Origin of the sequence: Phyllobacterium sp. CL33Tsu (genome assembly GCF_900113985.1) — a bacterium.
In the GTDB taxonomy this organism is placed as follows: domain Bacteria; phylum Pseudomonadota; class Alphaproteobacteria; order Rhizobiales; family Rhizobiaceae; genus Phyllobacterium; species Phyllobacterium pellucidum.
Map to the genome: position 1 here is coordinate 1,819,744 of NZ_FORJ01000001.1, position 13,723 is coordinate 1,833,466.

Annotated in this window: 12 protein-coding genes and 1 tRNA gene; 9 read left to right on the plus strand and 4 right to left on the minus strand. The window is 59.3% G+C overall.

Annotated elements, in window-relative coordinates:
• Positions 1-77 precede the first annotated feature (77 nt).
• From glmM to BM074_RS08900, 5 genes are all read left to right on the plus strand, one after another.
• The gene (glmM, locus tag BM074_RS08880; protein ID WP_027231270.1) at positions 78-1,424 is read left to right on the plus strand and encodes a phosphoglucosamine mutase; all 1,347 of its coding nucleotides are present in this window, start codon (positions 78-80) and stop codon (positions 1,422-1,424) included.
• A 225-nt stretch (positions 1,425-1,649) separates the two neighbouring features.
• Positions 1,650-2,435: an outer membrane protein gene (locus tag BM074_RS08885; protein WP_081815817.1), complete on the plus strand. Its 786-nt coding sequence runs from the start codon at positions 1,650-1,652 to the stop codon at positions 2,433-2,435.
• Between the two features lie 182 nt (positions 2,436-2,617).
• On the plus strand, positions 2,618-3,793 hold the full coding sequence (locus tag BM074_RS08890) for a phosphoserine transaminase (RefSeq protein ID WP_091921153.1): 1,176 nt from the start codon (positions 2,618-2,620) through the stop codon (positions 3,791-3,793).
• A 74-nt stretch (positions 3,794-3,867) separates the two neighbouring features.
• Complete coding sequence (serA, locus tag BM074_RS08895; protein WP_027231273.1) at positions 3,868-5,463, plus strand: phosphoglycerate dehydrogenase; 1,596 nt, start codon at positions 3,868-3,870, stop codon at positions 5,461-5,463.
• Positions 5,464-5,480: 17 nt separating this feature from the next.
• A complete protein-coding gene (locus BM074_RS08900) occupies positions 5,481-5,996 on the plus strand; it encodes a GNAT family N-acetyltransferase (RefSeq protein WP_091921575.1) in 516 nt (171 codons plus the stop codon).
• Here the strand turns inward: BM074_RS08900 and BM074_RS08905 are convergent.
• On the minus strand, positions 5,974-6,885 hold the full coding sequence (locus BM074_RS08905) for a DMT family transporter (RefSeq protein WP_091921155.1): 912 nt from the start codon (positions 6,883-6,885) through the stop codon (positions 5,974-5,976). The two genes, BM074_RS08900 and BM074_RS08905, sit on opposite strands and share 23 nt — an antisense overlap.
• 192 nt (positions 6,886-7,077) lie before the next feature.
• Between BM074_RS08905 and BM074_RS08910 the strand changes: the two genes are divergently transcribed.
• Positions 7,078-8,370 carry an adenylosuccinate synthase gene (locus tag BM074_RS08910; protein ID WP_091921156.1) on the plus strand — a complete coding sequence of 431 codons (1,293 nt, stop codon included), beginning with the start codon at positions 7,078-7,080 and terminating at the stop codon, positions 8,368-8,370.
• Between the two features lie 47 nt (positions 8,371-8,417).
• Positions 8,418-10,094, plus strand: coding sequence for a hypothetical protein (locus tag BM074_RS23475; RefSeq protein ID WP_091921158.1), 1,677 nt, complete (start codon positions 8,418-8,420; stop codon positions 10,092-10,094).
• 68 nt (positions 10,095-10,162) lie between these two features.
• On the opposite strand, the gene rpoH is transcribed toward BM074_RS23475, so the two are convergent.
• Positions 10,163-11,071: an RNA polymerase sigma factor RpoH gene (gene rpoH, locus BM074_RS08920; protein WP_027231278.1), complete on the minus strand. Its 909-nt coding sequence runs from the start codon at positions 11,069-11,071 to the stop codon at positions 10,163-10,165.
• Positions 11,072-11,302: 231 nt separating this feature from the next.
• Positions 11,303-12,307, minus strand: a complete 1,005-nt coding sequence (locus BM074_RS08925) for an RluA family pseudouridine synthase (protein WP_091921159.1) — start codon at positions 12,305-12,307, stop codon at positions 11,303-11,305.
• Positions 12,308-12,361: 54 nt separating this feature from the next.
• Between BM074_RS08925 and BM074_RS08930 the strand changes: the two genes are divergently transcribed.
• Together BM074_RS08930 and BM074_RS08935 are read left to right on the plus strand one after the other, a co-directional pair.
• On the plus strand, positions 12,362-12,760 hold the full coding sequence (locus tag BM074_RS08930; RefSeq protein WP_027231280.1) for a hypothetical protein: 399 nt from the start codon (positions 12,362-12,364) through the stop codon (positions 12,758-12,760).
• Between the two features lie 83 nt (positions 12,761-12,843).
• Positions 12,844-12,918, plus strand: a tRNA-Glu gene (locus BM074_RS08935).
• 35 nt (positions 12,919-12,953) lie between these two features.
• On the opposite strand, the gene BM074_RS08940 is transcribed toward BM074_RS08935, so the two are convergent.
• Positions 12,954-13,667: a DUF2270 domain-containing protein gene (locus BM074_RS08940; protein ID WP_091921161.1), complete on the minus strand. Its 714-nt coding sequence runs from the start codon at positions 13,665-13,667 to the stop codon at positions 12,954-12,956.
• Positions 13,668-13,723 lie beyond the last annotated feature (56 nt).

A 13,723-nucleotide genomic window follows, 5' to 3' on the forward strand; every position in this document is an offset into this window, starting at 1 on the left:
CAAGACCAAGGTCAGGCACACGAGGCTGCATTCCTGTCTTTCCGGATATGAGACAGCCCTAAATTCGGATAACCAGCATGGCGCGCAAATATTTCGGCACGGATGGCATTCGCGGACAGGCAAACGCCTATCCCATGACCCCCGACATCGCAATGAAAGTCGGCATGGCCGTCGGCCTTACGTTCAAGCGCGGCGAGCACCGCAACCGCGTCGTTATCGGCAAGGATACGCGGCTTTCAGGGTACATGATCGAGAACGCCCTTGTCGCCGGCTTCACCTCGACCGGGATGGATGTATTCCTGCTCGGCCCGATTCCGACACCCGCTGTTGCAATGCTCTGCCGCTCGCTCCGCGCCGATATCGGCGTGATGATCTCGGCTTCGCATAACCCCTATTTCGACAATGGCATCAAGCTGTTCGGACCGGACGGCTTCAAGCTTTCCGACGAGATCGAACTTCAGATCGAACGTCTGATGGACGAGAACCTGTCGGATCGCTTGTCGAGTTTCGACAATCTCGGACGGGCCAAGCGTGTCGATGGCGACATCTACCGCTACATCGAATTTGCCAAGCGCACGACGCCGAAGAATATCTCGCTTTCGGGCCTCAGGATCGTCGTCGACTGTGCCAATGGCGCAGCCTACAAGGTCGCTCCTGCCGCCCTTTGGGAACTCGGGGCGGAAGTGATCACAATCAACGACAAGCCGAACGGCACCAACATCAACGAAGACTGTGGTTCGACCCATCCGCTCGGCCTGATCAAAAAGGTGCACGAGGTGCGAGCCGATATCGGCATCGCGCTCGATGGCGATGCCGACCGCGTGCTGATCGTCGATGAAAATGGCGCCATCATCGACGGCGACCAGTTGATGGCGGTCATCGCCCAATCGTGGCAGGAGACGGACAGGCTCGTCGGCGGCGGCGTCGTTGCAACCGTGATGTCCAATCTCGGGCTCGAACGCTTCTTGATGGATCGGGGACTTACCCTTGCCCGCACGCAGGTTGGAGACCGCTACGTGGTCGAGCACATGCGCAACCATGGCTTCAACGTCGGCGGCGAACAGTCCGGTCACATCGTTTTGTCCGATTTCTCGACAACGGGCGACGGCCTGGTCTCGGCCTTGCAGATACTCGCGGTCGTGCAGGAACAGGGACGTCCGGTCAGCGAGGTTTGCCGCAAGTTCGACCCGGTGCCGCAGCTTTTGAAGAATGTGCGCACCACCGGCGGCAAGCCGCTTGAAAACAAGAACGTGAAAAGCGCGATCGACGAAGCACGCGATCGTCTCGGCACGGCCGGCCGCCTTGTGATCCGCCCGTCCGGCACCGAACCGCTGATCCGCGTCATGGCGGAGGGCGACGACCGCAAGCTGGTCGAGGCGGTGGTCAACGATATCATTTCCGTGATTTCGTCTTCGGCGGCCTAGCCGGCCGCAATCCATTAACAAATCATAACGAAAACGGGCCCCATTCGGGCCCGTTTTGTTGTTAAGGGTTTCATTCTACTCAAATCTGTATTTTGTTAACCTTAATAGACATGGTGAACAAACACGGTTAAGCGGGACTTAACCTTTTACCCCCATATTTCCCTCACAACCATCTGTGGCAATCGCCGCGCTTTCCAACCATGGGGCTTTGTGAGGAATAGAGTAATGAGCACATTCAACAAATTTGCTGCCATGGGCGCAGCTATTATGAGCCTGGGCGCGGCACCGGCCCTCGCGGCGGATATGATCCAGGATCCGGTGGTGGAAGTGGCGCCTTTCGGCGGTTGGTATCTGCGCGGCGACATCGGCATGAGCAACCAGCAGTTCGATCATCTCGACTATGTCGGGTTTGCCGATCCCGCCTATCACACCTTTTTCAATGATGGCGACTTCGACGCCGGCATGACGGCGCAGATCGGTATCGGCTACCAGTTCAACGACTGGCTCCGTGCCGACGTGACCGGGCAATATCGTGGCAAGACGGATTTCAGTGCGCTGGACTTCTACGATATCGATGGCGACCTCACCACGACGGATGACGCGGCCACAAATGAATACCATGCCAAGAAGTCGGAATGGCTGTTCCTCGCCAATGCCTATGCGGACCTTGGTACCTATGCCGGAATCACGCCTTATGTAGGTGCCGGTATCGGCGCGTCGCGCAATACGATTTCGGGCTTCACCGACAACAACATCATCACCGGGGGCGGCGGGTATGCCGGCAGTGCCTCGCAGTGGGAACTCGCCTGGGCGCTGCATGCCGGTGTCGGCATCAAGGCGACCGATCGCATGACAATCGATATCGGCTACAGCTATGTCGATCTCGGCGACGGCAAGACCGACAATGCCTTTAACTACATCAACTCGCTTACCCGCGAAAATCCTGAACCCTTCAAGTTCAAGGATATTACCTCCCATGACTTCAAGGTCGGCGTTCGTTACGCTTTCTGATTGAGTGAGCCATCGAACTGCAACGGCAGGTGCCCGCACCTGCCGTTGCAGTTCGGAGTACGCCAGAAATTCATGTCGCAGCCAAACATATTTCTTGACTGCCAGCGACATTTCTCCTAGGTCCCGGAGTGGGCCACCTCTCCCCAACGAGAGGCGTGCTATCTGTGAGGATAGGAGAAAACATGACTACGCTTGTAAAGCCGGCCCAGCGCCCGGCTAATCCCAATTTTTCATCAGGTCCCTGTGCTAAACGTCCCGGATGGTCGCTTGCGGCGCTTTCCGATGCAGCGCTTGGCCGTTCGCATCGCGCCAAGGTCGGCAAGACCAAGCTGAAGCAGGCCATCGACCTTACCCGTGAGATTCTGCAGGTTCCTGCCGATTACCGCATCGGCATCGTTCCGGCCTCCGATACGGGCGCCGTCGAAATGGCGCTCTGGTCACTGCTGGGCGAGCGCGGCGTCGACATGGTCGCATGGGAAAGCTTCGGCGCCGGCTGGGTGACCGATGTCGTCAAACAGCTGAAGCTCGCCGATGCCCGCACGATCGAAGCCGGCTACGGCGAACTGCCAGACCTTTCCAAGATCGATTTCGACCGCGACGTGGTCTTTACCTGGAACGGCACAACGTCCGGCGTGCGCGTTCCGAGCGGCGACTTCATCCCTGCGGACCGCAAGGGCCTCACCATCTGCGACGCAACCTCGGCCGCATTCGCACAGCGCCTTGATTTCGCCAAGCTCGATGTCGTCACCTTCTCCTGGCAGAAAGTTCTCGGCGGCGAGGGCGCACACGGCATGCTCATCCTCAGCCCGCGCGCGGTAGAGCGGCTTTTGACCTATAAACCCGCTTGGCCCCTGCCGAAGATTTTCCGCCTCACCTCCGGCGGTAAGCTCATCGAAGGCATTTTCTCCGGCGAGACGATCAACACGCCCTCGATGCTCTGCGTCGAGGATTACCTTGATGCGTTGAACTGGGCAAAGTCGGTAGGAAGCCTCGATGGACTCGTTGCCCGCGCCGACAGGAACTTCGCGGCGATCGACGCCTTTGTCGAACGTACGCCGTGGCTTGCCAATCTGGCAAAGGATCCGGCAACCCGGTCGAACACCTCCGTTTGCCTGACCATCGTCGATTCCGAGATCACCGCGCTTGATGCCGACGCTCAGGCCAGCTTTGCCAAGAACCTCGTCGCTGCCCTCGAAAAGGAAGCCGTCGCCTACGATATCGGCGCCTATCGCGATGCTCCGTCGGGTCTACGCATCTGGGCCGGCGCTACGGTCGAGACGGCTGACCTCGAGGCGTTGATGATGTGGCTGGATTGGGCGTTCGAAGCCCAGAAGGCTGAACTGAAGAAGGCCGCCTAGGTCTCCAGGCTAAAGCCGGCCGCAGCATTGCGGCCGCTCCTCCCATTTATCCGATTTCAACGATGGAGGCCATGATGGCACCGCGCGTACTCGTATCCGACAAACTCTCCCCCACCGCCGTCCAGATCTTCAAGGATCACGGTGTCGAAGTCGATTACTTGCCGGATCTCGGCAAGGACAAGGACAAGCTGCTTGAGGTCATCGGCCAATATGATGGCCTTGCCATTCGCTCGGCGACGAAGGTCACCGAGAAGCTGATTAGCGCAGCGAAGAACCTCAAGGTCATTGGCCGCGCCGGTATCGGCGTCGACAATGTCGACATCCCGGCCGCTTCTCGGCGCGGTATCATCGTCATGAATACGCCCTTCGGCAATTCGATCACCACGGCTGAGCACGCCGTTGCATTGATGTTCGCCGTCGCCCGCGAATTGCCTGAGGCCGATGCTTCAACTCGCGCCGGCAAATGGGAAAAGAACCGTTTCATGGGTGTCGAGATCACCGGCAAGACGCTCGGTGTTATCGGCTGCGGCAATATCGGCTCGATCGTCGCTACGCGTGGCGTCGGTCTCAAGATGCATGTCATCGCCTTCGATCCGTTCCTTTCCGAGGGGAGGGCGGAGGAACTCGGGGTTGAGAAGGTCGAACTCGACGAGCTTCTGACCCGTGCCGATTTCATCAGCCTGCATACGCCGATGACCGACAAGACGCGCGGGATCATCAACGCCGACGCGATCGCCAAGATGAAGGATGGTGTGCGCATCATCAACTGTGCCCGGGGCGGTCTCATCGTCGAGAAGGACCTCGTTGCCGCCCTTAAATCCGGCAAGGTCGCCGGCGCCGGCATTGATGTCTTCGAAGTCGAGCCTGCTACGGATAACGAGCTGTTTCATCTGCCGAACGTCGTGTGCACACCGCACCTTGGCGCATCGACCAGCGAAGCGCAGGAAAACGTCGCCCTGCAGGTCGCAGAGCAAATGTCGGATTACCTGATCAAGGGTGCGGTCTCCAACGCGATCAACATGCCCTCGATCACCGCGGAAGAAGCGCCGCGCCTCAAGCCCTTCGTCAAGCTTGCCGAAGTGCTGGGTGCTTTCGTCGGCCAGGTCACGGAAGAGCCGATCGAGGAAGTCGAAGTGCTGTTCGATGGAGCGACGGCGGCGATGAATACGCGGGCATTGCTTAGCGCGACGCTCGCCGGTCTCATCCGCCCGCAGGTCGCCGATGTGAACATGGTTTCCGCGCCGATCATGGTGAAGGAACGCGGTATCATCGTTTCCGAGATCCGTCGTGACAAATCCGGCGTGTTCGACGGGTATATTAAACTGACTGTGAAGTCGGCGTCGATGACGCGCTCGATCGCCGGCACCTGCTTCTCCGATGGCAAGCCGCGCTTCATCCAGATCAAGGGTATCAACCTCGACGCGGAAGTCGGGCAGCATATGCTCTATACGACCAACAACGATACGCCGGGCATGATCGGCTTGCTTGGTACGATCTGCGGCAACAACAAGGTCAACATCGCCAACTTCGCGCTTGGGCGCGATGCGCCCGGCGGCAATGCCATTGCCATGCTCTATCTCGACGAGCGCATCCCGGACAATGTCCTTGAGGAACTACGGGTCAACAAGGCAATTGTTTCGGCCAAACCGCTGGAATTCAACATCGCTTGATTGTACGGATGTCGGTCATGGCATCCGAACACAGCGATCTCCGTTGGCGTTTGATGGAAGCGGGAGACCTCGCTTCCACCAATGCCATGGCCGAAGTCATCCACCCGAATTTCCCGGAAGATGACAGCGTTTTTCGCGAGCGCATGCGGCTTTATGGCAATGGCTGTTTCGTCCTCGAATCGCCGGGCGGCGCTCTTCACGGCTACGCGGTCACCCACCCGTGGCAAATTTATGCGATGCCTGCGCTCAACAGCCTGCTCGTCGAATTACCCACCCACCCTTCCACCTACTACCTGCACGATATCGCCCTCATGCCGACGGCCCGCGGTAGCGGCGCGGCGGCGCGCATTGTTGCCATTCTTGCCGAGCAGGCCAAGCGGGAAGACCTTGCCAATATGTCTCTGGTCTCGGTCAACAACTCGGTTGGATTCTGGGAAAAGCAGGGCTTCAAGACAGAAAACCTGCCAGAGCTTGAAGCAAAGCTCAAAACCTATTCGGAGGTCGCGCGTTTCATGGTCCGCCAGCTTCGCTGATCGCGGCGTGCTTGCGTCCGCTGAGTTCGGCAATCCAGATGCCGCCAAGCACGAGCACAAGGGCGATGCCGTGGTAGGGGTGGAACTCCTCGCCGAGCAAGGCTACCGCGAGAAGCGTCCCGAAGATCGGGACCGCATTGATGAAGAGGCCGGCGCGGTTGGCGCCGATATATTCGACGCCCTTGAGAAAAAGCACCTGTGCGGCAAGTGAAGGCAAGATAGCCGTATAGAGGACGACCATGGCGCCGGTCGTGTCCGGTGGCATCAGCGCGCCGCGCTGCCATTCCCAGAGCGTGAACGGGATCGCGGTCAGAAACGCGAAGAAGGTCATTGCCGTCATCAGGCTCTGCCAGTTGATGGCGGGCCGGAACCGCAGCGCCACTGTGTAACCGCTATAGAGCAGGACTGCGAGGATCATCAGCGCGTCGCCGAAATTGACTTCAAGCCGGGCCAATTGGCTAAAGCTGCCGTGCCCCGCGGTCAGCGCCACGCCAACGAGCGAAAGGCTGAAGCCGATGATCTGCCCGGCGCGAACGGGCGTGCCGAATAGCAGGAGATTTGCAACGAAGATCACCATGGGTATGCCGGCCTGCTCGATCGTGACGTTGATCGCGGACGTATAGTTGAGTGCGCTGTAGAGCGCCATGTTGAAGAAGGTGAAGCCGAAAGCGCCGAGGGCGGCGAGTAACCACAAATGTTTGCGCAGCATAGTCCAGTCGCGCTGCACTTGTCTGACGCTGATGGCGGCGATGATCAGAAAGGCGAGCAGCCAGCGCAAAAGCGTCAGCAGCATCGGCGAGATATGGCCGACTGCAAACTTGCCGGCCACAGCATTGCCGCCCCAAAAAAGCGCGGTTAGCAGCAGAAATATGTAGGCGGTACGATTCATGTTTTGCAATCTATTCGGGGTGGTTGCGAAACCACTATCTGGATGCAACGGCAGGGATGTTTATTGCCAGGATAAAGGTAAATAGGTTGCGTGATAGCCGAAAGAATTGTCGCGCTTTTATGAACCAGCCTGTATAGAAGCACCGCATTTGAAGAAAAATGCACGACGAGGTTATGACTCGAGGAGTTTTGAATGGCAAATGTTGTTGTGATCGGTTCCCAGTGGGGTGATGAGGGCAAGGGAAAGATCGTTGATTGGCTTTCCGAACGGGCAGATATCATCGTTCGCTTTCAGGGCGGTCACAATGCAGGTCATACGCTGGTCGTCGATGGCGTCACCTATAAGCTGTCACTCCTGCCCTCCGGCGTCGTGCGTCCCGGCAAGCTGTCGATCATCGGCAACGGCGTCGTTTTTGATCCGCATGCCTTCATCGCCGAGAAGAAGAAACTGGAAGCCCAAGGCGTTGTCATTACCCCGGATACGTTGAAAATCGCGGAAAACACGACGCTTATCCTGTCAATCCATGGTGAACTTGACCGGCGGCGGGAAGCTTCGAACGCGGGCACCAAGATCGGCACCACCGGCCGCGGCATTGGTCCAGCCTATGAGGACAAGGTGGGACGCCGCGCTATTCATGTTCTCGATCTTGCCGATCCGGACACGCTCCCGGCAAAGATCGAGCGCCTGCTCGCGCACCACAATCCGCTTCGCCGTGGTCTCGGCATCGAAGAGGTCGATGGGGAAAAACTTCTCGCTGAACTCAACGACGCCGCGCCGCACATCCTGCCCTTCATGGACCGTGTATGGTATGTGCTCGACCAGAAGAAGCGGGCCGGTGAGCGTATCCTTTTCGAGGGGGCGCAAGGCACGCTCCTCGACATAGACCATGGCACCTATCCGTTTGTTACCTCATCCAACACCGTTGCTGGGCAGGCTTCCGCAGGTTCGGGCATTGGCCCTGGCTCCCTGCATTATGTGCTTGGCATCACCAAGGCCTATACGACGCGCGTCGGCGAGGGGCCCTTCCCGACAGAACAGCAGAATGAAGTCGGGCAGTTCCTCGGCGAGCGCGGCCACGAGTTCGGGACGGTTACCGGGCGCAAGCGCCGTTGCGGCTGGTTCGACGCGGTGTTGGTGCGCCAGGCGGTTGCCAATAACGGCATCAGCGGGATCGCGCTCACAAAGCTCGATGTCCTTGATGGACTCGAGGAGATCAAGGTTTGCACCGGCTACGAACTTGACGGCGAAGTAATCGATTATCTTCCGGCGGGGCAGGGTCAGCAGGCGCGCGTCAAGCCCGTCTACGAGACGCTCGAAGGCTGGAAGGGAACCACGGCCGGCGCACGGAGCTGGAGCGAGCTTCCGGCGCAGGCAGTCAAGTACGTGCGCTATATCGAGGAATTGATCGGCGCGCCGATCGCTTTGCTGTCCACCAGCCCCGAACGCGACGACACGATACTTGTTACCGATCCGTTTCATGACTAGACTCGGATTGTCCTAGAATCTCACAGCAAAACCATAGGTTTGGGTGAATGGCAGACTTCGTTGCAGTATTGAGGAAGACAATTGACGGGATCGCGGACCCAACGCCCGAACTTCGTCAACGTGTATATGCAAAAGCTCGTGCAACGATTGAGCAGAAGCTTGCGGCGCTGAATGCGCCGGAAGCCGCGGCGGCGCGCCAGATAAGTGCGCTCGAAGACGCTATCGCCGAGGTAGAGTCTGAATTCACGCCGGCCATCGAGGATGCGCCGCCACCGCCGGTGGAAGCAAAGCCGGTCGCCCCGCCACCATCATCGACGCCGCCGCATTTCAAGTTTACGCCCATTATGGATCCGGAACCGGAGCCTGAAACCAAGGCGCCGGAGCCCCTGCCTGCGCCGCCGGAGCCTCCGAAGCCCGCGCCCAGCGTGACGCCGGGCTTTACAAAGATAGGTTCGCAGCCTGATGCGCTTGAAGATTTTCTGACAAGTCACGGCGCCGGCATCAACAACCGGAGCGAGCCTGAGGACCAAAGGCTTCCTGACGAAGATGTATTGGCAGAATCCGCGACCGGGTTTGCCGCAGGCAATAAATCTGACCGAGGCCCGGAAGAAGAAGACGAAAACGATCTGACGGTCGCCGCGGAAGATCGCGGGGCGGGCAATTATGGCGTGTACACGCGCGGCCCCCTGAAGCGCTCGGCGCCGAAGAAGTCGCTGGTGCCGCTCCTTGCCATTGTTGGCCTTCTGCTGGTCATTGCCGGTGGCGGCTATGCAGGATGGGTCTACAAGGACAAGCTTTCCGAACAAGCTTCAGCGGCCAAGACCTGGCTTGCCAGCCTGACCAGTTCCAAGACCGAACTGCAAGCGCCTGCAGAAACCGCCAACAATGCGCCGGCCACGACACCCGCCGAGCCAGCCACGCCTGCACCGACGCCGCAAGCCCCTGCGCCAGCCGCAACGCCGGAGAGCACCGAGCCCAAACCCGAGCCGAAGCTGACGCAGCGCCTGATGCCGGATGGGCAGGAGGTCAATCCCGGCCCGGCCAACGACAAGCCTTCGCTCGGTGAGGGAACGTCCGTTGCAGCATCGACACCGGACCAATCGGCAAAGCCGGCCGCACCCCCGGCCGAACAGCAGGCCGCAGGCCAGACACAGCAACCGGCCGCCCTGCCGATCGGACAGAAAGCCTTCTTCTACGAGGAACGCTCCGGTCAGGAAGCCGGAACCGCCGACGCTGGCGCGGTCGTCTGGTCGGTGGTGCAGGAATCCCCCGGCAACGACCTGCCGCCGGAACCCGCGATCAAGGCCGAGGTCACCATTCCTGGCCGAGGCATAAACCTGCGCATGATCATCCGGCGCAATGGCGACAAGACCTTGCCCGCGAGCCATCTCGTCGAGATGATCTTTACGGTTCCTGAGGGTTTCCCCGGCGGGTCGATCGAAAATGTCTCGCGCATGACCTTCAAGGATACGGAACAGGCGCCGGGCAGCCCGCTCGTCGCCATACCGGCGAAAATCGCTGACAATTTCTTCATCATTGCGATGAACGACGCCAAGACGGCGGTCGATACCAACATGGCACTGATGGGCCGCCAATCGTGGATCGATATTCCGATTGCCTACAAGACCGGACGCCGGGCGCTGATCACGCTCGAAAAGGGTCTGCCCGGCGAGAAGGTTTTCAACGACGTCCTGAAATCCTGGGCAGACAAGGCCGGCGGTTAGGATTACGACGCGTGATGATATGAAAAAGGCCGCTTGAAGCGGCCTTTTTTGCATTCAGCTAGGGGAGACTAGCGGCTGTCACTCATCGAGACGAGCGCCTTCTGCTGCTTGATGGCGGCTGCCTTGACGGCATCCTGAACCTTCTCGAAAGCGCGGACCTCGATCTGGCGTACACGCTCGCGGCTGATGCCGAATTCGGTCGAGAGGTCCTCGAGCGTAACGGGATCATCTGCAAGGCGCCGCGCCTGGAAGATGCGGCGCTCGCGGTCATTGAGCGACGACATCGCACCGGACAGCATTTCGCGCCGGCTTTCGAGCTCGTCCTGCTCGATCAGCATGTCCTCGGCACTGTCGTGGTCGTCCACCAGCCAGTCCTGCCAGTCGCCGCCTGCCTCGCCGTCGGCCGAGCGGATCGGCGCATTGAGCGAAGCATCGCCGGAAAGGCGTCGGTTCATCGAAATGACCTCGTCTTCCGACACGCTGAGCCGCGTTGCGATCTCCTTGACCTGTTCCGGGTTCAAATCGCCATCATCGAGCGCCTGAATCTTGCTCTTCACCTTGCGCAGGTTGAAGAACAGGCGCTTCTGGTTGGCGGTCGTGCCCATCTTGACCAGGCTCCACGAGCGCAGGACATATTCCTGGATGGAGGCCTTGATCCACCACATCGCATAGGTTGCAAGGCGGAAACCGCGCTCCGGTTCGAAACGCTTCACGGCCTGCATCAGGCCGACATTGCCTTCGGAAATGACTTCACCGATCGGCAGGCCATAGCCGCGATAACCCATCGCAATCTTGGCGACGAGACGCAGATGGCTGGTAACGAGCTTGTGTGCCGCCTTCGGATCGGAATGCTCAAGATACCGCTTGGCGAGCATGTACTCTTCTTGCGGTTCGAGCATCGGAAAGCGTCGGATTTCTTCAAGGTAGCGGGTCAGTCCACCATCCCCGCCGAGAACACTAGGAAGATTTTGGGCCACAGGGCACCCTCCTCATTTGAAATGGACCCCCATTATCGGCAGGTCCGCAACATCCGGCCACCCACAAATTGGCGCTGGCGGATTCGTGCCATCAACATATAGGTACTATTTTGTCAAAATCACGATCTATTAAGCGACGAAACAAGCTGTCACATAAACGTGAACAATACAGTCATGTTTGGGGTGTGCGTTCACTAGAACGTGGCATGGCAAAGAATGTTCCGCCGCTTATTAAAGCGCAGTTGTGCGGAAGGCGTCAAGTAACTCGGCCATATCCGCCGGCACGGGCGCTTCGAAGTGCTTGACCTCGCCTGTCGAAGGATGCTCAAAGGCGAGAAGCTGCGCGTGGAGGGCCTGGCGCGTAAAGCTCTTGACGATGCCCTGAAGCGGTTCGGCCAATTTGTTCGCCTTGGTCTTATAGGCGCTGCCATAGTCGAGATCCCCGATGAGGGGATGGCCGATATGCGCCATGTGTACGCGTATCTGATGCGTGCGCCCGGTCTCGAGCCGGCATTCGATCAAGGCAGCAAGGGCGGTGGCATCGTCCTTCGCGCCGAATTTCTCCATGACCTCGAAATGGGTGACGGCGTGGCGCGCGTCGTCGCGCTCCTCATGTACCACGGCCTGCTTGGTGCGGTCGCGGTGGGATCGGCCGAGGGGTGCGTCCACGGTCCCGGCCTTGCGATCGGGCGTACCCCAGACGATTGCGAGATAGGCGCGTTCCAGATCGCCCGTCCGCCCGTGGTCGGCGAACTGCGCGCTGAGATGGCGATGCGCGAGATCGTTTTTTGCAACGACCATGACGCCGCTGGTTTCCTTGTCGAGGCGATGGACAATGCCCGGGCGCCTTACACCGCCAATGCCCGATAATGTATCGCCGCAGTGGTGGATCAGCGCATTGACGAGCGTGCCGCTCCAATTGCCGTTGCCTGGATGGACGACGAGGCCGGCGGGTTTGTTGATGACGATGAGATCGCTATCCTCGTAAAGAATATCGAGGGCGATTTCCTCGCCCTGCGGCGTTGCATCCTCGGGTTCGGGGACGGCAATCGCGATGCTCGCGCCTTCGCGCAGCTTGTGCTTGGCTTCGCGGATAATCTTGCCGTCGATGCTGACCTGGCCTTCGCCGATGAGCGACTGGATGCGATTGCGCGACAGATCGGGCGCCAATTGGGCTGAAAGCCAGGCATCCAGCCGCTTGCCAGCCGCTTCGCTATCGGTAATTAACTCTTTCAAAGACCGCGTCCCTTCGTTACAGAGGCTTGGTTTCAAAACCTCGGAGATGCCTTAATGGCTCAAATCAACCAAGAACTCGATGCGGAAGAACAGCCGCTCGATCCGGCGATGGAGCGGGTACGCCGCAAGATGATACGGCTGCTCGCCGTATCCATCGGCATCATGGTTGTGGGTCTTATGGCCGTGCTGGCGGCGATTGTCTACAAGATTAACCAGCCGGTTCCCGAGGTCGCAGCGGCAGCGCACCATACGGTTCCGGGGCAGCCGCTCGGCGAGGCATTGGCCGGCGAATCGATCACGCTCGACCCCGGCACGCGCATCCTTTCCCACAATCTGTCGAATAATTCGCTTTCGCTCGAAACGCGGCTTGCCGACGGCACGCGGCAGATTCTGGTCTATGACGTTGCAACGAAGCGTGTCGTGGCGCGCATTGGCGAAGCTCCCGGGAAGTAGGGCAGGCTGTCGATTACGACAGTAACAAATCATTATTGCACTTTGGCGCCGGCTTGATTATACCGCCAGAAGCAACTCGCTAAGCGCCCATCGTCTAGCGGTCAGGACGGCGCCCTCTCACGGCGCAAACAGGGGTTCGATTCCCCTTGGGCGTACCACCTTTCTTACATCCATGTTTATAGGTTCTCGTCGCTCAGACGTGGACTTCGCCGTGCTCTTTTTCGTCGGGGTCGGTCAGCAGCGCGAGATAGGCGAGCCAGATATAGAACATCACTACGCCGGCCACCACGAGCCAGCCGGGGAGCGGTCCAAAGGTGGCGTTGCGGACGATTTCGGCCAGCGACCCGGCCACATCATGTACCGCCCCGCCATCCTGCAGTTTCGGCGTAGATATTTTCAATACCCAGGCGAGGAGGAGGACGAGGAACATCCAGATATAGTTGCGGCGCAGCCGCCGCGACATTGCTGCCCGGGTAGAGATCATGAATTTCGGTCTGCGCAAATCCTCGCCGATCAGATGGCCCCATTTCGTGTCCGGATCTGGCATCGGATCGAGGATCTGGGCGAAATAGTGCTTTTCGAGCTTGCGAACGCGGCCGCGATAAACATCAAAAAAGCGGTATCGGCGTGCCTCGATCAGGAGAAGCAACTGTACCAGGATCATGGCGAAGATCAGGACGCCATGGTGGGATGTCGGCGTTGAGAGGGAGAGCGACAGCATTGCCGCAACGCCGGTGATGGCCCAGTTGGTTGTTCGGTCTATCCGGTCGCGCCAACCTGCCATGCGGCCCATTTCCGCGCGGTGATAGTGGGCGACAACGGTAATGTATTCAGCTGAAGTTGCCGGCAGCGGCGGCGCCGTCCATCGTGTCTCCCCGCCGGCTGCGGCATCTCGAAGGTCGTCCATATCAGCCTCCCAACCGATATTTCCCCCCTTCAGGAGAGTACATCAAACGGGCGGAA